This window comes from Falsiroseomonas sp. (assembly GCF_041690465.1).
Taxonomy (GTDB): Bacteria; Pseudomonadota; Alphaproteobacteria; order Acetobacterales; family Acetobacteraceae; genus Falsiroseomonas.
This window is the reverse complement of sequence record NZ_JAWLHG010000005.1, coordinates 47,036-68,482: the sequence shown is the minus strand read 5'-3', so window position 1 is coordinate 68,482 and position 21,447 is coordinate 47,036. Positions and strand designations below refer to the sequence as shown.

The following is a 21,447-nucleotide window of genomic DNA, read 5'->3' as shown; positions in this document are numbered from 1 at the left end:
CCCGAGCAAAGGAGAGGCAGCCTTGCCCCCCGATACCGCCCTTGACGCCGCCGCGCGCCCCGATCCCGTCACCCCGGCCGGCGGCATCCGCGGCGCGGTGGACAATGTCGGCGCCGAGAAGATCTATGGCTGGGCCTGGCATCCCGACCACCCGGACGAGCGGCTGCGCATCGAGGCGCGGCTCGGGAGTCGCGTGGCGCTGACGGCGCGCGCCGATTTCGCCCGGCCGGACCTGCCCGCCGCCGGCATCGGCGACGGCAACCACGCCTTCGAGATCAAGCTGACGCCCGAATGCGTCGCGCGCCGTGCGGAGCTCGCCATCGTCGCGGTCGCCGCCGATGGCAGCGAGGCGAAGCTGCCCTTCCGTGTCCGCCGTACCCCCGCCATCGCCGCCGCCGAGGCGCGCCGCGACGTGGAGCAGCTCGTCGCCAATCAGCGCGCGCTGCGCGAGGAGATGCGCGCCGCCATCGCCGGCCTCGCCCGCGCCTCCCGCGGCGACACAGGTGCGGCCACTGCGGCGATGCAGGTGGCCACCACGCAGGCGCGGCTGGAGGAACGGCTCGGCACCCTCGACATCTGGCTGGCGCGGCTCGACCAGCGGCTTGCCGTGCTGGCCGAGGTGGCGATGCAGGAGAAGCCGCGCCGGCGCGTGGATGCCTGGCAGATCGTGCTCGGCGCGGTGCTGGCGCTGGCCGGCGGTGCCGGCTTTGCCGCCGCCGTGCTGCTGCTGCGCCAGGGCTGGCCGGGCTGATGCAGCCATCGCCGCGCCCGCTCGATCTCGCCCGCAGCGAGCTTGCGGCGGCGCTGCGCCTGGCCCTGCCGCTGGGCGCGGTGGTGACGGTCGGCGGCTACCTGTTGCTGCTGCTGAAGCTGCAGGTGTTCAGCCTGGTGCTGCCGACCGGCAGCATGGGCACGCTGGCCGGCATCGCCTGTGGCTACCTGATCGGCGCCGCGATGCTCGCCGCGCTCGACCATGGGCGGGAGGTGCTGCTGCTGGCGGTGGGCAACCGGCTGGCGCGCGCGCTCGCACCGCCCGCGCTGCGCAGCGCCGCCGCGGTGCGCGCGCCCGGCACCAGCCCGGCCGCGCTGGCCGGCCAGGCGCTGAGCGACGTGGGCGAGTTGCGCCGCGCGCTGGGCGGACCGCTCGCCGCCAGCGCGCTCGATGCGCTGATGGTGCCGCTGCTGTTGCTGCTGCTGCTGGTGATGGATGCGCGCCTCGCCGCCTTCGGGCTTGCCTGCGGCGCGGTCGCGGCGCTGATCGGGCATTTCGGCGAGCGCCGCACCGCCGGCGCGCTGGCCGAATCCAACCGCACCGCCGCCGAGACCACCGCCATGGTCGCGGACGCGATGCGCTGCGCCGAGCCGGTCGCCGCCATGGGCATGCTGCCCGCGCTGCAACGCCGCTGGCTGGACCGCATGGCGCGCAGCGCGTCGCGGCTGCGCCAGGCGCAATCTGCCGCCCGCGGCGCTGCGACGCTGGCGCTGATGGTGCAGACCGTCTCCGGCGGCGGCGCGCTGCTGCTCGGCGCCGCGCTGATGCTGGCGGGTGCCGAGCTCGGCATCGGGCTGCTGCTGGCGATGCTGATCATGCCGCGCATCGCCGGACCCTTCGCGCGCCTTGCCGGATCGCTCAACGACCTCGCCGCCGCGCGTGCCGCCTGGGCACGGCTTGCCGCGCTGCTCGCCGCCGCGCCGCCGGCCGCCGCCGGCCGCGCCTTCCCCTGCCCCGAAGGCCGGCTGGTGCTGGAGCGCATGACGGTGCTGGTCCCGAAGGAGCCGCGGCCGCTGCTGCGCGAGGTCTCGCTGGTGGCCGCCCCCGGCGACATCGTCGCCATCGCCGGCGCGGTCGGCTCCGGCAAGTCCACGCTGCTGCGCATCATCGCCGGCGCATCGCGCCCCGCCGCCGGTGCCGCCTTCCTCGACGGCCACGCCACCTGGCAGTGGGATCGCGAGGACATCGCCCGCCATCTCGGCATGCTGCCGCAGGAGCCGGTGCTGACCGAGGGCAGTGTCGCAGAGGCGATCGCCCGGCTCGGCACGCCTGACCTGCCGGCGGTGATCCGCGCCGCGCGGCTGGCCGGTGCCGAGCGGCTGATCGCCCGCCTGCCCTATGGCTATGCCACGCGCATCGGCCCCGACACGCCGCTCTCGCTCGGCCAGCGGCAGCGGCTGGCGCTGGCCCGCGCGGTGTATGGGGAGCCGCGTCTGCTGCTGCTCGACGAGCCCTCCGCCTGGCTGGACAGCGAGGGCGAGGCCACGGTGCTGGCGCTGCTCGGCGCGCTGAAGGCGCGCGGCGCGACGGTGCTGTTCACCTCCCACCGTCCCATGCTGCTGCGCGCCGCCGACCGCGTGCTGGTGCTGCGCAACGGTGCGCTGGTGCAGGCCGGGAGGCCGCAGGCGCTGCTCGCCGCGCCGCGCCGCGCCGCGCCCGCGCAGGCCGTGGCGACGAGGCGCGCGGCATGAGCACCGCGCAGCTCCGTGTCCTCGGGCTCGGCGCGCTGGCGCTCGCGCTGTCCGTCGCCGTGCAGGGCGCGATGCTGGCGGCGCCGCTGCTGACCATGCATGTCTATGACGGCGTGCTCTCCTCGCGCAGCGTGGACACGCTGGTCGTGCTGGCCGGCGCCTGGCTGCTGGCGATCCTGCTCGGCGGGCTGCTGCGCGGGCTTCGCGCGGCGCTGCTCTCGGCGATGGCGGAGCGGCTGGCGCGGCGGCTGCAGTTCCAGACCATCGGCGCCGCGCTGCGGCGGGCGCTGGCTGGCGACCGCACGGCCGGGCTGCTCGCGCTCTCGGACGCGGCGGAGGTGCGGCGCATGCTCGGCGGCAGCACGCTCTCCGACGCGCTCGATCTGGTGGCGCTGCCGGCGGCGCTCTTCGTGCTGTTCCTGCTGCACCCGCTCTATGGCTGGACGGCGCTGCTCTTCTGCCTGCTGCTCGGCCTGCTGGGTGCGCTGGCGGACCGCACCACGCGCGGCACGGTGCGCCGGGCCGGCGCGTTGCAGGCGCGCGTGACCGCCGACCTCGCCGGCCGACTGCGGCAATCGGAGCTGCTGGACTGTCTCGGCATGCTGCCCGCCGTGCTGCGCCGCTGGCAGCCACGCTACCTGGAGATGCTGGAGGCGCAGGATGCGGCGCAGCGCCGCGCGCGCGCCCTTTCGGGCCTCGCCGATTTCACGCAGCAGATGCTGCTGCTGGCGATGGCCGGCGTCGGCGCCTGGCTGGTGACGCGCAATGCGGCCTCCGCGGGCAGCATCCTTGCCGCTTCGCTGCTCGCCGGCATGGCGGCGGCGCCGGGTGCAAGGCTGGTCGGCGCCTGGCGCGACTGGGCGTTCGGCGCCGCGGCGCTGGGCCGGCTGCGCGAGACCATTGCCGGGGGCCGCGCGCCCGCGACCGCGGCGCCACAGCCCGGCGCGCCCCGCGGACTTCGCGTGACAGGCCTGGGCATCGAGGTACCGGCAACCGGCCAGGTGCTGCTGCGGAACCTCGACCTGCATCTGCCGCCCGGCGAGTTGCTGGTGGTGGCGGGCGCGAACGGCGCCGGCAAGACCAGCCTGCTGCGCGCGCTGATGGGCATCGCGCCGCCCTCCGCCGGGCAGGTGCTGCTGGATGGCCAGGACACCACGCGCACGCCACGCCGCGTGGTCGGCCCACGCATCGGCTACCTGCCGCAAGGCTCGATGCTGCTGGAAGGCAGCGTGCTGGAGAACATCGCGCGGCTTGGCGAGGCACCCGCCGCCGCAGCCATCGCCGCGGCGCGCGAGGCCGGCGCGCATGAGGCGATCGGCCGCCTGCCGGAAGGCTACGGCTCCGCCGCCGGCCCGAATGCGGGCCTTTCCGGCGGCCAGCGGCAGGCGGTGGCAACGGCGCGCGCGATGTTCGGCGCCCCCGCCCTGCTGGTGCTGGACGAGCCCGAGGCCGGTCTCGACGCGATCGGCCTTGCGCGGCTGCAGCGCGCGGTGGCGACGGCCAAGGCGCGCGGCGCGGCGGTGGTGCTGGTCTCGCACCAGCCCGCCGGATGGGCCGAACTGGCCGACCGCCAGCTTCGCCTCGGCGCCGACGGCGCCTGGGAGATCAACGCACGCAGCATGGAGACGGCCGCATGAGCACGGCCCTGGTGACCACCACGCCGGATGACGACGCGGTGCCGGAGGCGGCCCTGGAGAAGGCGATGCCCGCGCCTTCGCTGCGCGGCATCGCGCTGGCCTCGGTGGTGACGCTGGTGCTCGGCGTCGGCGGCCTGATCGGCTGGGCCGCCGCCACGCCGATCGAGCGCGCGGTGGTCGCCAATGGTGCGCTCGTCGCCGAGGGCCGGCGCAAGACCATCCAGCTTCTCGAACCGGGCCTGCTGCGCGAATTGCTGGTGCGGGAGGGCGAGCGCGTCGCCGCCGGCCAGCCGCTGCTGCGGCTCGACGTGACGCAGGCCGATGCGCTGGCCAACCAGGCACGGGTGCAGCGCTGGGCCGCCGCCGCCCGGCTCGCAAGGCTGCGCGCCGAGCAGCGTGATGCGCGGGAGCTCGCCATGCCCGCGGAGGTTCTGGCCGCTGCCGAGGCCGACCCGGTGATCGCGGCGATGGTCGGCGACGAGCAGCGCCTCTTCGCCGCGCGCTGGCTGGCGCTTGACGGCACGATGGCGGTGCAGGAGGCGAAGCTTGCGCAGTTCCAGGAGCAGCTCGCGGCCGCGCAGGCACAGAAGGCCGCCTTCGCCACCCGCCTGCGCGCGACGCGCGAGGAGCTGGCCGGCGTGAACCAGTTGCTCGCTCGCGGCTTCGCCACGCGCACACGGCAGCTGGAACTGCAACGCCAGGAGGCCGAGCTGCTCGGCAGCCTCGGCCAGTTCACCGCGCAGGAGGCGCAGACGCGCCAAGCCATCGCGCAGTCCGAGCTGGAACGCGGCACGCTGATGCTCAACCGCCGCTCCGAGATCGCGCGGGATCTGCAGGAAGCGCAAGCGCAGCTCGCCGATTCCACGGAACGCCTGCGCGCGGCGGATGACCTGCTGGCGCGGCGCGAGGTGTTGGCGCCGGAGGATGGCGTGGTGACCGACATCCGCTTCGTCACGCCCGGCAGCAGCATCGGCGCCGGCCAGCCGGTGCTGGACCTGGTGCCGCTCGACGACCGGCTGGTGGTGGAGACGCAGGTGGCCCTGACCGATATCGAGCAGGTGCAGCTCGGCAGCCGCGTGAACATCCGCCTGACCGCCTTCCGCCAGCGCGAGACGCCGCTGATCCCCGGGCGCGTGACCTATGTCTCCGCCGACCGCCAGCAGGATGCCCGCGGCCTCAGCTTCTTCGTGGTGCGGGCGGAGATGGACGCCGACGCGCTCGCCGCCGCGCCCGGCCTGCAGCTCGCCGCCGGCATGCCGGCAGAGACCTTCATCCTCGGCGAGCGGCGCTCCGCGCTCGACTATCTCGTGCGCCCGGTGGAGGACAGCCTGCGCCGCTCGCTGCGCGACTGATGCGCGCGACATAAGGAGCGAATCCCCGACAAATTCCGACTGTCACGCCGCCGTGAGCGAGGCCATTGTGCGTCGCACAACCATGACGTGCAAAACCATCAGAATGTTTATTCAACCTTTCATGACGGCGGTCGCGCGGTGACGGCCGGGATGCGCATTCTCGTCACCGGCGGCGCTGGTTTCATCGGCTCCGCGCTGACGCGCCATCTGGTGCTCGATCTCGGCGCCGAGGTGCTGGTGGTGGACAAGCTCACCTATGCCGGCGACCGCCGCAGCCTGCGCGACTGCGAAGGCCGGCCGGGCTTCGTCTTCCTGGAAGCCGACATCGTGGATGGCGCGCGCATGGAGGCTGCGATCAACGCCTTCCAGCCCGACGCGGTGATGCACCTCGCGGCCGAGAGCCATGTGGACCGCTCGATCGCCGGCGCGACGCCCTTCATCCACACCAACATCGTCGGCACCTTCGCGCTGCTCGAAGCCGCGCGTGCCTACTGGCAGGATCTGGAGCCCGAGGCGCGCGCCGCCTTCCGCTTCCTGCACGTCTCCACCGACGAGGTGTACGGCTCGCTCGGCGAGACCGGCGCCTTCACCGAAGCGACTCCCTACGATCCGCGCAGCCCCTACTCCGCCTCCAAGGCCGCATCCGACCATCTGGCGCGCGCCTGGCACGAGACCTATGGCCTGCCGACGCTGGTGACGAACTGCTCGAACAATTACGGGCCGTTCCACTTCCCCGAAAAGCTGATCCCGCTGGTCGCGCTGAACGCGCTTGAGGGCAAGCAGCTGCCGGTCTACGGCGATGGCGGCAATGTGCGCGACTGGCTGCATGTGGAGGACCATGTGCGCGCGCTGGTCGCCGTGCTGCGCGGTGGCCGCCCGGGCGCCACCTACAACATCGGCGGCCGCGCCGAGCGCACCAACCTCCAGGTGGTGCAGGCGATCTGCGACACGCTCGACCGGCTGCGCCCGGACCCCGAGGGCCCGCGTCGGCGGCTGATCAGCTTCGTCCCGGACCGCCCCGGCCACGACCGGCGCTACGCCATCGACCCCACGCGCATCGAGCAGGACCTCGGCTGGCACGCGCGCGAGACCTTCGAGACCGGGCTCAACCGCACGCTCCGCTGGTATCTCGACAACGACTGGTGGTGGCGCCCGCTCCGCGAGCGGCGCTACGGCGGCGAACGGCTCGGCCTTGCGGGCCTGCTGCGTCGCGCAGCGGTCGCGGGGTGAAGGCGATGGCCAGGTCCCGCACCTCTCGCCGCGCCGCCGCGTCGGCCCGCAAGCTGCGCGCGCTGGTGATGTCGCACATGCACCCGGCGGTGTCGCGCGGTGGCGCGGAGATCGCGGCGTATCAGATGCACAAGGCGTTCGGCGCCAAGCCCGGCGTCGCCTCGGTGTTTCTCGCCGCCGCCGGCGGGAAGCTGCAGGACCGCCTCGGCGCGCGCTTCATCCAGCCCTTCGGCGAGGGCGAGTGGGTCTATTCCGGCGCCGGCTTCGACCACTGGATCCACGCCAACCCCGATCCGGAATTCCCGCCCGAGTTCACCGCCCTGCTGCGCGAGATCGCGCCGGATGTGGTGCACCTCCACCACTACACGAATTTCGGCGTCGAGGCGCTGCTGCACATCCGCCGCACGCTGCCTGAGGCGGCAATCATCGTGACGCTCCACGAATACCTCGCCATCTGCAACCATTTCGGCCAGATGGTGAAGCGTCCGGGCCTCGGCCTTTGCGAGCGCGCCTCGCCGCGCGACTGCGCACGCTGCTTCCCGGAACGCAGCGAGCAGGACTTCTTCCTGCGCGAGACCTATCTCAAGCGCTTCCTGCGCCTGGCCGACCATTTCGTCTCCCCCAGCCGCTTCCTCGCCGAGCGCTACGTCGCCTGGGGCCTCAACGCGCGCCGTATCTCCGTCGTCGAGAACGGCATGCCGGAGCACGGCCTACCGCCCGCCGACCCGCCGCGCGCCGACCCGGAGGATGGGCTGGTGCTCGGCTTCTTCGGCCAGATCTCGCGCCTCAAGGGGATCGACGTCCTGCTGGACGCGGCCGCACTGCTGGAGAAGCAGGGTGTCGAGGGCCTGCGCATCGACATCCACGGCGACCACACCGGCCAGCCCCCCGCCTTCCGCGAAGCCTTCGAGGCGCGGCTGCAGAAGCTGCCCGCGAATGTCCGCTTCTGCGGCCCCTACGAGAACCGCCGCGTGCACCAGCTCATGCGCTCCGTGAACGCGGTCCTGGTCCCCTCGATCTGGTGGGAGAACTCGCCGCTGGTGATCCAGGAGGCGCTGCTGAACCGGCGCCCCGTCATCACCTCCGACATCGGCGGCATGGCCGAGAAGGTGCGCGACGGGCTGGACGGCTTCCACTTCCAATCCGGCAGCGCCTTCGCGCTCGCGTCGCTGCTGCGCAGCCTGGCGGCGAAGCCGGAGCGTCTCGCCGGGTTGCAGGCCACCCTCGCCACGCCCCCCAGCGTGCAGGACAGCGCCGCCGCGATGCTGCGCCTCTACCGCCGCCTGCTGGCCGCGCGCCGCCCCGAAGCCCCCCCGACCGCACAGGAGATCGCAGCGTGAGCATCCGTGGATCCGTGGATAGCCTCACCCCTGGAGGCGCCGTCGGCTGGGCCTTCGACGGGCGTGCCGGCGAGCAGCTAGTCCTGCAGGCGCTGTGCGGCGGCCGCATCATCGGCGAGGCGACCGCCGACCGCTTCCGCCACGACCTGGCCGAGGCCGGCCTCGGCGATGGCCATTGCGGCTTCGAGCTGCCCTTCTACGAGAAGCTCGATCCCGCGCTGCTGCCCTTCGTAACAGTCAAGCCGCGCGGCGGCGACGTGGAACTGCCGCGCTACGCCGCCGCCGGCTTCGCCGACTTCTTCCGCAGCCTGTATGCGCGCCACCCCGCGGCCGGCCGGCACCGCAGCGTCTTCGGCGGCCTCTGGACCGACCGCACCGATGCCCGTCGCCTGCTCGGCGGCCGCATCGCCGCCGGGACCGCACCGGCCGACCTCGCCGGCACGCTCGGCACCCTGATCGAAGGCGGCTACGCCGTGCTGCGCAACGCCCTGCCGCCGGCCGGCGAGGCGGCGCGCGCGCATCTCGCCGCCAGCACGCCGGCGCAGCCGATCCTGGCGGAAGGCGAGGGCCGCACCGCGCTCGCCGCCCTTGCCGACCTGCTGTTCCGCGAGGCGACGCTGCGCCCGCTGCGCGCCGCGCTGGATGACCAGCCGGTCTGCACCCGCGTCGTGCCGGCGCGCGGCATCGAGCACGGCTTCCAGCAGCCCAGCACGGCGGAGGCGCTGCCCTCCCCCGCCGAATGCCTGCTGCTGGTCGCCGCGACCGGCGGCGAGATCACGCTCGACATCGTGCGCGACAGCCACGCGCTGCCGGAATTCACCGCCGACGGCCGCAGCCGCTGGATCGCCGCCTCAGCCGACACCGCGCTCGATCTGGCGCTCGCGCAGGGCCTCTCGATCGAGCAGGTGGAGCTTTCCCCCACCGACATCGCGATCGTCGGCCCCGGCACGCTTCACCGCATCCGGGTGGAGGGCGAGGCGACCGCACTCCGCGCCTGGGTGCTGCCGCGTCGCGTCACGCCGGCGCGCTTCCTCGCCGGCACCGCCGGCACCTTCTCGCTGCGCCACCCGACCGGCGCGATGCTGGCGGCCTGAGCCGATGTGTTCCGCGCGTGTCGCCGCCGCGCCCGCCGCGCTCGCGGCCGACGGCTATGTGGACTTCTACGGCCATGCCTCGGCCGCCGGCGGCTGGCTGTTCTGCGGCTGGTCGCGCGAACGCTGGCCCGAAGCGCTGCGCGCCGGCGCCGTCGTCGCGCTTTTCGAACGCGGCAGGGTGATCGCCGAGACGCTATCGGCCTGGCACGACCGGCCAGATCTCGGCCGCCAGGGCATGGGCGTGATGGTGTTCGTCCGCGCCGTCGAGCGCCCGCTCGGCGAGCTCCTAGGCCTGGAGGTGACGATCGAGCCCGGCCAGGCGCCGCTGCGCCTGCACGCCGTGCGCCCGCTGGTGCATCTGCGCGAGGGCGACCTGCTCGGCCGCGTGCGCCCGGTGCTCGTCCGCTCGGTCGGCGCGGATCGCGCCCGGCTGGCGGGGCTGCTCTCGCGCAGGCCCTTCACCGGCGCCGACACGCTCGGCGAGCTTTCGGCACCAGTGCAGTTCGAGGTGGACGAGACCATCCTTTCGCCGCCCGACGGCCTTGTGCTGCTCGGCTGGTGCGCGGATCCGGCCGGTGCCGTCCTCGCCATCCGCATCCGCCGCGGCGGCGCGACCTCGGCGCCGATTGCCGAACGCTGGCTGCGGACGCGCCGGCCGGACGTGTTCGAGGCGGTGGGCGGCAAGCTTGGCCTCGCCGATGACCGCTGCGGCTTCCTCGCCTTTGCGCCCGGCTGCGTCGGCGAGATCGGTCCGCTCTATGCCGAGGTCGAACTGCGCAACGGCGAGGTCGGCTACAAGCGGATCCCGCTGCCCGCGCGCACCGGCACTGCCGCGATCCGCCGGATCCTCGGCGCGGTGGAACTGGCGCCCGACGAGATCGGCGGCGCCTTCGACCGCGTGCTCGGCCCGGCGCTTGCGCCGATCAACGCCGCGCGGCTCGCGCGCCCGCGCCCGGTCAGCGAGATCGCCTTCGGCACGCCGCCGGAAGACCCTGTCTGCTCCGTCATCGTGCCGCTCTACGGCCGGATGGATTTTCTCCTGTACCAGCTTGCGCTGTTCAGCGAGGATCCCGGCTTCGCACGGCACGAGCTGATCTACGTGCTGGACGATCCGCCGCGCCGGCGGGAGCTGCTGGACCTCGCGCATTCCGCCCACCGACGCTTCGGCCTGCCCTTCCGCGTGCTGCTGCTCGAGGAAAATCTCGGCTATGCGCCGGCCAACAATGTCGGCCTGGCCGCCGCACGCGGCACCTTCACCTGCTACCTCAATTCCGACGTGATGCCGGAAGCGCCGGGCTGGCTCGACCGCATGGTCGCCGACCTGCAGGCCGACGACACGCTCGGCATGGCCGGCGCGCTGCTGCTGTTCGAGGACGGCACGGTACAGCATCAGGGCCTCACCTTCGAACGCCTGCCGCAGCTCGCTGCCTGGCCTTTCCCGATGCATCCCGGCAAGGGCCGCCTGCCGCGCCCGCCCGCCGAGCCGCTGCAGGAGGTGGAGGCGGTCACCGGCGCCTGCATGGTGCTGCGTACTGCGCTCGCGCGCGAACTCGGCGGTTTCGACGAGGGCTTCGCCATCGGCGATTTCGAGGACAGCGACCTCTGCCTGCGCATCCGGGCGAAGGGCCTGCGGCTGGCCGTGGACCATCGCGCACGGCTGCATCACCTCGAGCGGCAATCGCAGGTCACCCCGGACCGGATGTGGCGCTTCAACGTCACCCTGCTCAACGCCTGGACGCATACGCGGCGCTGGTTCGCCACGGAGGAATGCCGATGAAGGTCGCCTATCTCGCCGAGAATTTCGGCCGTGTGGACCGCGCCTGGAGCAAGGGTGGCGACGGGATCATGCACCACACCGGCCACAATGTCGGCAATCTCGCCTTCTGGTACGCCGCGCGGATGCTGATCGACGCGGATTGCCATCTCGTCGGCCGCAGCACGCGCGCGAAGGACGTGCCCGACGACGTGCGCGCCTTCGTCATCCCCGCGGCGAATTTCCTCAACAAGGGCGCCGACCTGACGCAGCTTGCCGCGTTCGTGCGCGAGCTGGACCGCCCCTGCCTGGTCCTCGGCCTCGGCGCGCAGGCGGAGAGCGCCGACGCACCGCCCGAACTGCGCCCCGGCACGCTGGAGTTCCTGCGCGAGGTGGCGAAGCGCACGCCCTCGCTCGGCATCCGCGGTGCCTTCACGCAGAAGCTCTGCGGCACGCTCGGCGTCGAGAACACCACCGTGCTCGGCTGCCCTTCCATCCTGATCAACCCGTCGCGCGACCTCGGCCAGCGGCTGAAGCGGAAGATGGAGGCGCTGACCGAAGACGGCCCCTTCGCCATCCACGCCGCCTGCATCAAGAGCGTGGTGCAGGGCGTCGAGCGGGAACTGGTGCGCCTCGCGCAGCTCAACCCCGGCTCGGCCTATGTGGTGCAGCGGCCGGTCGAGCTGATCAAGGCCGTCTATGGCGAGACGCTGAACGAAGCCGAAGCGGAAGGCCTGCGGAAGTGCGCGCACTTCCTCGGCTTCGGCGGGCGCGTGGAGAAGCTGGTCGCCTTCCTGCGCACCACGCTGCTGGTGCCCGATTCCATCGACGGCTGGGTGCACGGGCTGCGCCGCTTCTCGGCCGGCGTGAACACCCGCATCCACGGCACGCTGATGTGCACCGCGGCCGAGATCCCCGGCGTCTGCATCTGGCACGATACCCGCACGCAGGAGCTGACGCAGGAGATGCGGCTGCCGAACCTCTCCGTCCGTGCCTTCACCGACAACCGCTACTCCGTGCGCGACCTCTTCGCCGCGTCCGGCTTCGACGCCGAGGCCTTCGATGCACGACGGATGGAGCTCGCGCGGATGAACATGGAGGTGATCACGCAGGCCGGCCTGCTCCCCTCGCGCCACCTGCGCACCTTCCTGGACGCCTGACCGCGCGGGCGCCGCGCGCCCGTGACGCCCCTGTGAGGAAACGAACCATGACCAGGCCCATCGCCGTGATCGGCACGCCCGGCCGCGTCCCCGCCTCGTTCCGCCGCGACACGGCCGGCGCCTTCGCCGAGGTCGGCCACAACACCGGCAACCTCGCCTTCCAGCACGCCGTCTGGTCGCTGCTGGAGGAAGAGAAGATCCCCTTCGGCTTCGACTTCGATCCGGCCGTGGTGAAGGAGCGCGCGCGGCTGGTCTGCGTGCCGGCGGCCAACTTCCTCTATTCCGGCTTCGATCTCGGCGGCCTGGCGGATCGCCTGGCGGCGACGGAGCTGCCGCTGATGGTGCTCGGCCTCGGTGCGCAGGCGATGAAGGACATCGCGGAGGTGAAGCTGCAGCCCGGCACCGAGCGCCTGCTGCGCCTCTTCGCCGAGCGCTGCGCGTGCATCGCCGTGCGCGGCCGCCACACCGCCGCGGTGCTGGAGCGCCACGGCGTGACGAATTTCGAGGTGCTGGGCTGCCCGTCCAACTTCATCAACCCCGATCCGCGGCTCGGCGCCGGCATCGTGGAGCGCTGGCGCGGCGGATCGCGCGCGCATCTCGGCTTCGCGCCCACCTTCTACGGCTACAACGCCGCCTTCGAGGGTGCGCTGCACGCTTCCCTCGGCGCCGCGCTGGTCGAGATCGTCGCGCAGGACCCGCTGCATGCGGTGGCCCTGGCGCGGGGCGACCGCTCGGCAACGGTGACGCAGTGGCTGGAGGCGAAGGCCGGCTACCTCTCCGCCCTGCCGCCGGAGGAGCAGGCGCGCGCCGTCGCGCTGCTGCGCACCTATTTCGACGCCGAGGCCTGGATGGAATCCTACCGCCGGCTGGACGGCGTGATCGGCTCGCGCATCCATGGCGTGAACCTCGCCTGGCAGGCCGGGCGCGCGGCGATGGTGGTCAGCTACGACCTGCGCACCGCCGAACTCGCCGAGACCATGGGCATTCCGCTGGTGCAGGCCAAGGGCCTGGATGCAACGGCCGCGCTGCGGGTGATGGACGAGGCAGTGGAGAGCTGCGCGGTGCGCTACGATGCGCAGCGCACCACGCTCGCCCGCCGCTTCGCCGCGGCGCTCGAGGCGCATGGCGTGCGGCCGGCGGCACAGTTGCGCGCGCTGGCCGAGACCGCCCCCGCCGCACCGGCGCCGGCGGCGTCCACGCCGCGCGGCTGGGGCTTCCTGGAACTCTACAACCGCAACCGCGTGGCCGGCTGGATCGCCTGCAGCGAGAACAGCCCGCCGCAGGTCCGCATCCTGCTGGACGGCCGCGATCTGGGTCTGGCGCACATCGGCAGCCGGCGCGACGACGTGGCCGCCCATGCCTGGTCATTCAGCCTCGACGTGCCGAAGGAGGCGCTGGCCAGGCCGGTGATGCGGGTGGAGGCGGTGCTGGCCGCAACCGGCGCGCAGCTCACCAACTCGCCGGTGGTGACGAGCTTCGCCGAGGAGGATGCGCGCAAGGTGCTGCAGGGCCGCGACGGCTTCCTGTTCCTGCAGAACGACACGAATGGCGTGCTGGACCAGATCCAGGGCCGCCGGCGCCTGACCCCGGCCGAGCTCGACGCCTGGGAGGGCTTCCTCATCGAGCTGGACGCGCTGGCCGTCGCGCGCGGCGCGGAGGCCTTCTACCTGGTCGCGCCGAACAAGGAATGCGTCTTCGCCAACCGTCTGCCCGAGGGCATCGCGGTTTCGGAGCAGCGTCCCGTGCGGCAGATCGAGGCCCTCGTGCAGCGCCTCGGCTTGCGCGCGACGCGACTGGTCTACCCGCTGCAGGCGCTGGCACGCGCCGCCGCACATCCCGCCTATCCGCGCGGCGACAGCCACTGGAGCGACTACGGCGCGATGCTGGCGCTCGCCGAACTGGAAGCCCTGCGCGGCTTTGGCGCGGACACGCCGCCGGACGAGGCGTTCCGCACGGAGTATCGCAATGCCGACCTGCTCTCCAAGCTCGGTGGCGTCTGCGTGGAGCCGCAGCCGGTGCTGCGCCGGAGCTTCGCCGCGAAGCTGGTCGGCGACAACGGCGTGGTGAACACCGGCCGCCGCCGCGACTGGCGGAGCGACGCCCCACGGGAGGCAGGGCGGCTGCTGATGGCGCATGACAGCTTCGGCGAATGGCTGATCCCCGCCCTCGCCTCCCGCTTCGCCGCGGCGACGACCGTCTGGTCCGCCAGCGTCGAGCGCCGCCTGGTGGAGGAGGTCGCGCCGACGGTGCTGCTGTTCGAGCGCGCCGAGCGCTTCCTCACCACGCCCGCAAGGCTCGCCTGAATACGGCCCCGGGCGCCCCTTGCGGGGCGCCCGGGCGGCGGATCAGAAGCTGATCCAGTCCTGCCCGATGAGATCGGCCTCCGCGAGGCCGTAGAGCAGCATCGCCGGTGCCAGCACGCCGCCGAGATCGAGCGTGACCAGCAGCCCGTCCGCGGTGTCCTGCAGGTTCACCGCATCCGCGGCCCAGGACGTCAGGTCCACCCGGTCGCCGGCCGCGAAATCGGCGATGATGTCGGGCTCGGTGGCGATGCCGTCGCCGGCGCGGCCGATGAAGGTGTCGTTGCCGGCGCCGCCGACCAGCGTGTCCTCGCCGGCGCCGCCCACCAGCCGGTCATTGCCGAGGCCGCCTTCCAGCAGGTCGTCACCGAAGAAGCCGAACAGCGCGTCGTTGCCCGCCTCGCCGTACACCGCGTCATCGCCGCTGCCGCCTGAGATCACGTCGGCGCCGCCGCCGCCGCGGATCACGTCGTCCTGGCGGTTTCCGTCAACGGTGTCGTTCCCCCCGCCGCCGAGCAGCAGGTCGAAGCCGGAATTGCCGAGGATGCGGTTCGGGGCGTCATCGCCGGCGATCAGGTCGTCATGCAGCGAGCCGGTGACGTTCTCGATCCCGACCAGCGTGTCGAGGTCGCTGCCCATGCTGGTGAAACCGGCACCGAGGTCCACGAAAACGGCTTCCGGTGCATCGAGATAGAGCGCGCGGTCGCGCCCTTCGCCACCGATCAGCAGGTCGGAGCCCGCGCCGCCCATCAGCCGGTCATTGTCCGGCCCGCCATCGAGCGTATCGTCGCCGACGAAGCCGAACAGCGCGTCGTGCCCCGCTTCCCCCGCGACGCTGTCATCGCCGCTGCCACCCGAGGCGACGTCGCCATCCTCGCCGCCCAGGATGCTGTCCGCCCCGGTGTTGCCTTCGACCGTGTCAGGGCCACCGCCACCCCCAAGGAGGTCCGCCCCCGCGCCTCCTATCAGCCGCTCGGCGCCGCCGAGGCCGTTGATCGTGTCAGCTCCGTCGGTGCCCACCAGTTCGTGCGTGCTCATGCGCTTCCGCCTGCGTCAGTGAAGCTCCACGCACGGCAGCGCCGCGGCGGAGGTGCGGGCGGAATGTCCGGCATGAGCACGCCATCAACAAGAAACGGAGCAAAATCTTACAATCACGGGTTGTAATTCAACCTGTAGGTTATTGGTCTCGCCCCTTCCGGCGGCGCACCTCGGCCAGGGCCGCCTTGGCCAGCAGGTGCGCGGTGATCGGCGCGGTGATGAACAGGAACAGCGTGACCGCCAGTTCCCGCAGCCCGGCCGTGCCTTCCTCCGGCCCGGTGTGCACCAGCGAGGCCAGCACGATCGCGCCCACGCCGAGCGTCGTCGCCTTGGTTGGCCCGTGCAGTCGCATGAAGAAATCCGGCAGCCGCGCGAGCCCGATCGAGCCGAGCAGCGTGAAGCCCGCGCCGAGCAGCAGCAGCAGGCCGACAAGGATGTCGAGGATCATCGCTTGCGCCTCATTCGATGATGTCGCCGGAGAGGATGAACTTGCATAGCGCGACGGTGCCCACGAACCCCATCATCGCGAGTATCAGCGCCGCTTCCAGATAGATGACGCTCCCGAGCACGATGTCGAGCAGCATCACCAGCGCAATCGCGTTGATGCTGAGCGTGTCGAGCCCGAGGATGCGGTCCGGCAGCGATGGCCCGATCGCCATCCGCCACAGGTTCAGCGCCATGGCCAGGACCACCGCGCCGATCGCGATGGGCAGCACCAGGTTCAGCATGCGAACACCCTCTTCAGCGGAGCCTCGTAGCGGGCCTTGATGGTGGCGATTGCCGCCGCCGGATCCTCGATGTGCAGCGCGTGCACCTGCAGCACGCGCCGCGCACGGTCGATGTCCACCGAGACGGTGCCCGGCGTCAGCGAGACGATGCTGCCGAGCAGCGTGGCGACGAAGGGGTCATCGAGGTCGAGCGGCACGTCCAGGAAGCCGGGCCGGAGCGCCTCCGGCGGGCCGAGCACCTGGCGTGCGACCAGCACGTTCGCCATGACGATGTCGGCCAGCACCACGCCGGCAAGCCGCAAGGCGGCAATCGGCTGTGTCAGTTGCGGCTGGTCCGGCCAGAAACCGCGCGTCGCCCAGGGCAGCAGCACCGCCAGCACCGACCCGAGCAGCACCTGACCGAAGCTCGGCGTCGGGGCGAGGATCAGCCACAGGCCGAGGATCAGCAGGCTGAGCACCGGCTGCGGCAGGATGCGGTAGAGCAGGCTCATGGCCGCCTCTCCCGCGGCACCGGGACCGCGCCGGGCGGGAACACCGCGTCGAGATAGGCGCGCCGGCCGACCACCTGCTCGGCGGTCGCGCGCGCATGCGCCGAGAGCGGCGCCGCGCCGAGCACCAGCAGCGGCACGAGCCCGATTGCCAGCGCCAGTGCGGCCGCCGCGGCGGGGCGGGTGGGCAGCGGCGGGCATGCAGGCAGATCCGAGCGTTCCCAGAACACCGTGCTCGCCGCGCGCGCCATCGCCAGCGCGCCGACGAAGCCGGAGACGATGAAGATGATCCACATCGCCGTGCCGGCGGGGCCCGCCGGCGCCGCCGTCAGCAGCATCAGCTTGCCGAGGAAGCCGGAGAGTGGCGGCAGACCCGTCACCGCCACCGCCAGCAGCAGCCAGGCGGCGCCGAGCCGCACCGGGTGTCGCAGCCGCGGGCCATGCGCGATCGCGTCCCCCACCTCGCCGCGCGCTTGCGCGATGCGGCCGACCAGCAGGAACAGCGCGGCGCTCACCAGCGTGGTGTGCGGCAGGTAGTAGAGCATCGCAGCCAGCATCGTCGCGCCGCCCGCCGCAATCGCCGAGGCCAGCATGCCGGTCGAGAGCAGCAGCAGATGCGCGACCATGGTGCCGAGCCGCGCCGCCGCCAGCACGCCGAGCGTCGCCACCACCACCGTGGCGAGCCCCACCGGCATCAGCCAGGGCGCCACCAGGTCGGCCGTGAACGCCGTGCCGTCGAGCGCGGTGCCGGAGACCCGCAGCATGGCGTAGATGCCGACCTTGGTGAGCACCGCGAACATCGCCGCCACCGGCGCCGTGGCCGAACCATAGGCATGCGGCAGCCAGAAGCCGAGCGGCAGCAGCGCCGCCTTGAAGGCGAACACCGCAAGCAGCAGCGCGAAGGCCGCGCGCGCGGGCGCCGCATCCGCCTCCTCCAGCAACGGCAGCCGCCCCGCCATGTCGGCCAGGTTCAGCGTGCCGAGCGTGCCGTAGAGCAGCCCGAGCGCGAACAGGAACAGCAGCGACCCGGCCAGGTTGAGCACCACGTAGTGCACCCCCGCCCGTGCGCGCGCCGGGCCCGCCCCATGCACCAGCAGCGCATAGGAGGCGATCAACAGCACCTCGAAGAAGACGAACAGGTTGAACAGGTCGCCGGTGAGGAAGGCTCCGTTCAGCCCGGCGATCAGCAGCTGGAAGAAGGGATGGAAGTGCAGCCCCGCGCGGTCCGTCCCGTCGGTCGCCGCCAGCAGCGCAGGCAGCGCGACGGCCGCCGTCACCGCGAGCATCGTCGCCGCCAGGCGGTCCGCCACCAGCGTGATGCCGAAGGGTGCCGGCCAGTTGCCGATGGCCACCGCGAACGGCCCGGCTTCGGCCGTCGCCTGCAACAGCAGCGCCGCAAGCAGCGCGCAGCAGGCCGCCGAAGCCAGGCTGATCCCACGCGCGATGCCGGTGCCGGCACGGTACAGCGCGAGTTGCAGGATGGCCGCGGCGAACGGCACCAGCACCGGCAGGACGACAAGATGGATCATCGGCCATCCTCCCCGCCATCCACGTGGTCGCCGCCGGTCTCGCCCACTGCGCGCAGCGCCAGCGCGACCAGGAAGGCGGTGGTGCCGAAGCTGATGACGATCGCGGTCAGCACCAGCGCCTGCGGCAGCGGGTCCGCCGGCATGGCGCCGGCGGCGACCTCGCCCACCAGCAGCGGCGGTGGCGCGGGGGCGAGCCGCCCGGCCGCGAAGATGAACAGGTTCGCCGCATAGGACAGCAGCGCAAGCCCCAGCACCACCGGGAAGATGCGGGCGCGGAGCAGCAGGTAGATCCCGGCGGCGGTGAGCCCGCCAATGCCGGTGGCGACGACGAGCTCCATCAGGCGCGTACCTCCTCGGCCGGGGCGGGCCGCGCTGGCGCTGCCGCCTGGCGCGATTGCGGCGCCCATTCACGGGTGCTGAGCCGCCCGATCTCCGACAGGATCAGCAGCACCGTGGCAACCACGGTGAAATACACACCGATGTCGAACAGCATGGCGGAGGCCAGCGGCACCTCCCCCACCAGCGGCAGTGTCGCGTAGCCATGCGCGCTGGTGAGGAAGGGCAGGCCGAAGGGCATGCTCGCCAGCCCGGTGACGACCGCGAGGCCCAGCCCCACGGCGAACAGGCGCACATGGTCGAGGCGCATGCGCGCGCTGGTCACCTCGATCCCCACGGCAAGGTACTGCAGGATCAGCACCACCCCGGTGATCAGCCCCGCGATGAAGCCGCCGCCCGGCAGGTAGTGGCCGCGCAGCAGGATGTAGATCGCCACCGCCAGCGCCAGCGGCAGCAGCGGCCGCATGAGCATCGCCAGCATGATCGGGTGGCGATCCGCCTCGCTCTCCGCGGAGGGCGCCCGCGGCCGCAGCCGCAGCCCTTCCAGCATCGCATGCGCGCCGAGCGCGGCGATCGCCAGCACGGTGATCTCGCCCAGCGTGTCGAAGGCGCGGAAATCCACCAGGATCACGTTGACCACATTGGTGCCGCCACCGCCTTCATAGGTGTTGGCGGTGAGCCAGCCGGAAATCGTCTCGAAGGGGCGCGTCATCATCGCATAGGCCAGTGCGCCGATGCCGAGCCCGCCGCCCGCGGCCAGTGCGATGTCCACGCCGCGGCGCAGGCGTGGCGTCTCCGGCGCGGCCTCGGCGGGCAGGTAGCGCAGCGAGAGCAGCAGCAGCACGATCGTCACCACCTCGACCGAGAGCTGCGTCAGCGCAAGATCGGGCGCCGAGAAACGGATGAAGGCCAGCGAGACGATCAGCCCCACCAGGCTGGCGAAGGCCACCGCGACCACGCGCCGGCGGTGCAGCGCGGCGCAGGCGAAGGCGCCGGCCAGCAGCGCGAGCAGCGCGCCATGCGCCGCCGGATCATCCGGCGTCGGCGGCGCCCCGCCCGCCAGCCTGGAGGACCCCGCACCAAGAAAGCCGTACAGCCCGAGCGCGCCGGCCGCGAGCAGCAGATAGACCACGTACCGCCACAACGCGCGCGGATCCATCGCCGCCATCGCTGCGCGGGAGAAGGCGACGGCGGCGTTGAACACCCGTTCGAAAGCCACCGGGCTGGCCACGTTCGGCGCGTAGTTCTCATGCAGGTCGTACAGCACGCGGCGGAAGCGGTACCACAACACGCCGCCCGCCATCGCGACGAGGCTCATGACCAGCGGCAGGTTGAAGCCGTGCCAGATGGCGAGCTTGGCTGCCGGCGGCGGCGCCTGCAGCACCGCGGCGGAGGCTGCTTCCAGCAGCGCCCCGACCGCGAACTGCGGCAGCAGCCCCAGCAGCAGGCACAGCACCACCAGCACCTCCACCGGCGACCGCATCCACCGCGGCGGTTCATGCGGCATGCGCGGCAGGTCCACAGGCTCGCCGTTGAAGAAGACGTCGTGGATGAAGCGGATCGAGTAGGCGACCGAGAGGATGCCCGCCAGCGTCGCGAAGGCAGGCAGGAGGTAGTCGTAGCCGGCCACCGCGGGATGCGTGACGGTCTGGGTGAAGAACATCTCCTTGCTGAGGAAGCCGTTCAGCAGCGGCACCCCGGCCATGGAGCCCGCCGCAACGATGCCGAGCACCGCCGTATGGGGCATGTAGTGCCACATCCCGTTGATGCGGCGCATGTCGCGGGTGCCGCATTCATGGTCGATGATGCCGGCGGCCATGAACAGCGACGCCTTGAAGATGGCGTGGTTGACGATGTGGAACAGCGCCGCCGTCGGGCTCTCCGCGGTGTTCATGCCAAGCAGCAGCGTGATCAGCCCGAGATGGCTGACGGTGGAATAGGCCAGCAGCCCTTTCAGGTCGTGCTTCAGAAGCGCCACATAGGCCCCATAGGCGAGCGTCACCGCCCCCGTCGCGCTCACCAGGGCGAACCATTCCAGCGTGCCCGAGAGCGCCGGATGCAGCCGCGCCAGCAGGAAGATGCCCGCCTTCACCATGGTGGCGGAATGCAGATAGGCGCTGACCGGCGTCGGCGCCGCCATTGCGTTCGGCAGCCAGAAATGGAACGGGAATTGCGCGGACTTCGTGAAGGCGCCGAGCAGCACCAGCACCAGCACCACGGGATAGAGCGGATCGGCGCGGATCGCATCGCCCGCTGCCAGCACCACCGACAGCTCGAAGCTGCCCACGATCCCGCCGAGCAGCAGCACGCCCGCCAGCAGCGCCAGCCCGCCGCCGCCCGTCACCGCCAGCGCCATGCGGGCGGCGATTCGCGCCTCCGTGGCGTCCTGCTTGTAGGCGATCAGCAGGAAGGAGGTGATGCTGGTCAGCTCCCAGAACACCACCAGCAGCAGCAGGTTCTCCGACAGCACGATGCCGAGCATCGCGCCGGCGAAGGCCATCAACGTGCCGTACAGCCGGCCGAGCCCGTCCTTCTCCGGCATGTAGTAGGCGCCGTAGAGGATGATGAGCTGCCCGATCCCGAGGATCAGGATCGCAAACAGCAGCGCCAGCCCATCGAAGCGAAAGGAAAGATCGAGGCCCCACTCGGTCAGCCAGGGAATCCGCAGCACGCGCGTGCCGCCCGCCAACGCATCGGGCGCCAGCGGCAGCAGCAGCAGCGTGGCAAAGCCGAGGGTCGCCGCCGCCGACCAGGCGGCCTGCACCCGGCCCATTCGCCGCGCCGTCAGCGGCACCACGGCGGCGCCGAGGAACAGCACCAGCACCGCCATCGGCAGCAGCGCCGCCATGGTCATGTCCACGCCATAGCGCGAATGTTGCGTTCAATCACTGGCACGGCGCTCCCATCGTCACCTGCCCAACCCGGGCGCGACCGAACGGTGCGCGGAGGCGCCCGCTTCACGCATGCGTGCAACGCACCACACCCTGCCCGGCTCTTTC

General features: G+C 72.3%; 17 protein-coding genes. 10 read left to right on the top strand and 7 right to left on the bottom strand.

The features are described from left to right. Positions 1 to 22 precede the first annotated feature (22 nt). From ACESM1_RS07835 to ACESM1_RS07790, 10 genes are all read left to right on the top strand, one after another. Positions 23 to 751 carry a hypothetical protein gene (locus ACESM1_RS07835; RefSeq protein ID WP_372619146.1) on the top strand — a complete coding sequence of 243 codons (729 nt, stop codon included), beginning with the start codon at positions 23 to 25 and terminating at the stop codon, positions 749 to 751. Next, a complete protein-coding gene (locus ACESM1_RS07830) occupies positions 751 to 2,463 on the top strand; it encodes an ATP-binding cassette domain-containing protein (protein ID WP_372619145.1) in 1,713 nt (570 codons plus the stop codon). Before ACESM1_RS07835 ends, ACESM1_RS07830 begins: the two co-directional genes overlap by 1 nt. Continuing rightward, positions 2,460 to 4,100, top strand: a complete 1,641-nt coding sequence (locus ACESM1_RS07825) for an ATP-binding cassette domain-containing protein (RefSeq protein WP_372619144.1) — start codon at positions 2,460 to 2,462, stop codon at positions 4,098 to 4,100. Before ACESM1_RS07830 ends, ACESM1_RS07825 begins: the two co-directional genes overlap by 4 nt. Then, positions 4,097 to 5,452: an HlyD family type I secretion periplasmic adaptor subunit gene (locus tag ACESM1_RS07820; protein WP_372619143.1), complete on the top strand. Its 1,356-nt coding sequence runs from the start codon at positions 4,097 to 4,099 to the stop codon at positions 5,450 to 5,452. The genes ACESM1_RS07825 and ACESM1_RS07820 overlap by 4 nt, the downstream gene beginning before the upstream one ends. A gap of 150 nt (positions 5,453 to 5,602) precedes the next feature. Then, entirely contained in the window at positions 5,603 to 6,682 is a 1,080-nt protein-coding gene (rfbB, locus tag ACESM1_RS07815) for a dTDP-glucose 4,6-dehydratase (RefSeq protein ID WP_372619142.1), read from the top strand. 5 nt (positions 6,683 to 6,687) lie between these two features. After that, a complete protein-coding gene (locus tag ACESM1_RS07810; RefSeq protein WP_372619141.1) occupies positions 6,688 to 8,022 on the top strand; it encodes a glycosyltransferase in 1,335 nt (444 codons plus the stop codon). Further along, complete coding sequence (locus ACESM1_RS07805; RefSeq protein ID WP_372619140.1) at positions 8,019 to 9,116, top strand: hypothetical protein; 1,098 nt, start codon at positions 8,019 to 8,021, stop codon at positions 9,114 to 9,116. The genes ACESM1_RS07810 and ACESM1_RS07805 overlap by 4 nt, the downstream gene beginning before the upstream one ends. Before the next feature lie 4 nt (positions 9,117 to 9,120). Beyond that, a complete protein-coding gene (locus tag ACESM1_RS07800) occupies positions 9,121 to 10,893 on the top strand; it encodes a glycosyltransferase family 2 protein (protein WP_372619139.1) in 1,773 nt (590 codons plus the stop codon). Further along, entirely contained in the window at positions 10,890 to 12,029 is a 1,140-nt protein-coding gene (locus ACESM1_RS07795; protein ID WP_372619138.1) for a polysaccharide pyruvyl transferase family protein, read from the top strand. The genes ACESM1_RS07800 and ACESM1_RS07795 overlap by 4 nt, the downstream gene beginning before the upstream one ends. A 47-nt stretch (positions 12,030 to 12,076) precedes the next feature. After that, a complete protein-coding gene (locus tag ACESM1_RS07790) occupies positions 12,077 to 14,332 on the top strand; it encodes a polysaccharide pyruvyl transferase family protein (RefSeq protein ID WP_372619137.1) in 2,256 nt (751 codons plus the stop codon). Between the two features lie 42 nt (positions 14,333 to 14,374). Here the strand turns inward: ACESM1_RS07790 and ACESM1_RS07785 are convergent, their stop codons facing one another. The 7 genes from ACESM1_RS07785 to ACESM1_RS07755 all read right to left on the bottom strand — a co-directional run bounded on the left by ACESM1_RS07785 (position 14,375) and on the right by ACESM1_RS07755 (position 21,296). Further along, positions 14,375 to 15,367: a calcium-binding protein gene (locus tag ACESM1_RS07785; protein WP_372619136.1), complete on the bottom strand. Its 993-nt coding sequence runs from the start codon at positions 15,365 to 15,367 to the stop codon at positions 14,375 to 14,377. A 139-nt stretch (positions 15,368 to 15,506) separates the two neighbouring features. Then, positions 15,507 to 15,815 carry a Na+/H+ antiporter subunit G gene (locus tag ACESM1_RS07780; RefSeq protein WP_372619135.1) on the bottom strand — a complete coding sequence of 103 codons (309 nt, stop codon included), beginning with the start codon at positions 15,813 to 15,815 and terminating at the stop codon, positions 15,507 to 15,509. Between the two features lie 10 nt (positions 15,816 to 15,825). Continuing rightward, a complete protein-coding gene (locus ACESM1_RS07775) occupies positions 15,826 to 16,095 on the bottom strand; it encodes a K+/H+ antiporter subunit F (RefSeq protein WP_372619134.1) in 270 nt (89 codons plus the stop codon). Beyond that, positions 16,089 to 16,586: a Na+/H+ antiporter subunit E gene (locus ACESM1_RS07770; RefSeq protein ID WP_372619133.1), complete on the bottom strand. Its 498-nt coding sequence runs from the start codon at positions 16,584 to 16,586 to the stop codon at positions 16,089 to 16,091. Before ACESM1_RS07770 ends, ACESM1_RS07775 begins: the two co-directional genes overlap by 7 nt. After that, positions 16,583 to 18,112 (bottom strand): monovalent cation/H+ antiporter subunit D, encoded by a 1,530-nt coding sequence (locus ACESM1_RS07765; protein ID WP_372619132.1) that lies wholly within the window; start codon positions 18,110 to 18,112, stop codon positions 16,583 to 16,585. Before ACESM1_RS07765 ends, ACESM1_RS07770 begins: the two co-directional genes overlap by 4 nt. Further along, complete coding sequence (locus ACESM1_RS07760) at positions 18,109 to 18,450, bottom strand: Na+/H+ antiporter subunit C (protein ID WP_372619131.1); 342 nt, start codon at positions 18,448 to 18,450, stop codon at positions 18,109 to 18,111. The genes ACESM1_RS07765 and ACESM1_RS07760 overlap by 4 nt, the downstream gene beginning before the upstream one ends. After that, positions 18,450 to 21,296 carry a monovalent cation/H+ antiporter subunit A gene (locus ACESM1_RS07755; RefSeq protein WP_372619130.1) on the bottom strand — a complete coding sequence of 949 codons (2,847 nt, stop codon included), beginning with the start codon at positions 21,294 to 21,296 and terminating at the stop codon, positions 18,450 to 18,452. The genes ACESM1_RS07760 and ACESM1_RS07755 overlap by 1 nt, the downstream gene beginning before the upstream one ends. Between the last annotated feature and the right edge of the window lie 151 nt (positions 21,297 to 21,447).

Coding starts and splice junctions, on each gene's coding strand:
- rfbB (WP_372619142.1), top strand. CDS start 5,603: ATGCGCATTCTCGTCACCGGCGGCGCTGGTTTCATCGGCTCCGCGCTG.
- ACESM1_RS07760 (WP_372619131.1), bottom strand. CDS start 18,450: ATGGAGCTCGTCGTCGCCACCGGCATTGGCGGGCTCACCGCCGCCGGG.
- ACESM1_RS07820 (WP_372619143.1), top strand. CDS start 4,097: ATGAGCACGGCCCTGGTGACCACCACGCCGGATGACGACGCGGTGCCG.
- ACESM1_RS07775 (WP_372619134.1), bottom strand. CDS start 16,095: ATGCTGAACCTGGTGCTGCCCATCGCGATCGGCGCGGTGGTCCTGGCC.
- ACESM1_RS07770 (WP_372619133.1), bottom strand. CDS start 16,586: ATGAGCCTGCTCTACCGCATCCTGCCGCAGCCGGTGCTCAGCCTGCTG.
- ACESM1_RS07800 (WP_372619139.1), top strand. CDS start 9,121: ATGTGTTCCGCGCGTGTCGCCGCCGCGCCCGCCGCGCTCGCGGCCGAC.
- ACESM1_RS07830 (WP_372619145.1), top strand. CDS start 751: ATGCAGCCATCGCCGCGCCCGCTCGATCTCGCCCGCAGCGAGCTTGCG.
- ACESM1_RS07790 (WP_372619137.1), top strand. CDS start 12,077: ATGACCAGGCCCATCGCCGTGATCGGCACGCCCGGCCGCGTCCCCGCC.
- ACESM1_RS07765 (WP_372619132.1), bottom strand. CDS start 18,112: ATGATCCATCTTGTCGTCCTGCCGGTGCTGGTGCCGTTCGCCGCGGCC.
- ACESM1_RS07780 (WP_372619135.1), bottom strand. CDS start 15,815: ATGATCCTCGACATCCTTGTCGGCCTGCTGCTGCTGCTCGGCGCGGGC.
- ACESM1_RS07825 (WP_372619144.1), top strand. CDS start 2,460: ATGAGCACCGCGCAGCTCCGTGTCCTCGGGCTCGGCGCGCTGGCGCTC.
- ACESM1_RS07755 (WP_372619130.1), bottom strand. CDS start 21,296: ATGGCGGCGCTGCTGCCGATGGCGGTGCTGGTGCTGTTCCTCGGCGCC.
- ACESM1_RS07810 (WP_372619141.1), top strand. CDS start 6,688: ATGGCCAGGTCCCGCACCTCTCGCCGCGCCGCCGCGTCGGCCCGCAAG.
- ACESM1_RS07785 (WP_372619136.1), bottom strand. CDS start 15,367: ATGAGCACGCACGAACTGGTGGGCACCGACGGAGCTGACACGATCAAC.
- ACESM1_RS07795 (WP_372619138.1), top strand. CDS start 10,890: ATGAAGGTCGCCTATCTCGCCGAGAATTTCGGCCGTGTGGACCGCGCC.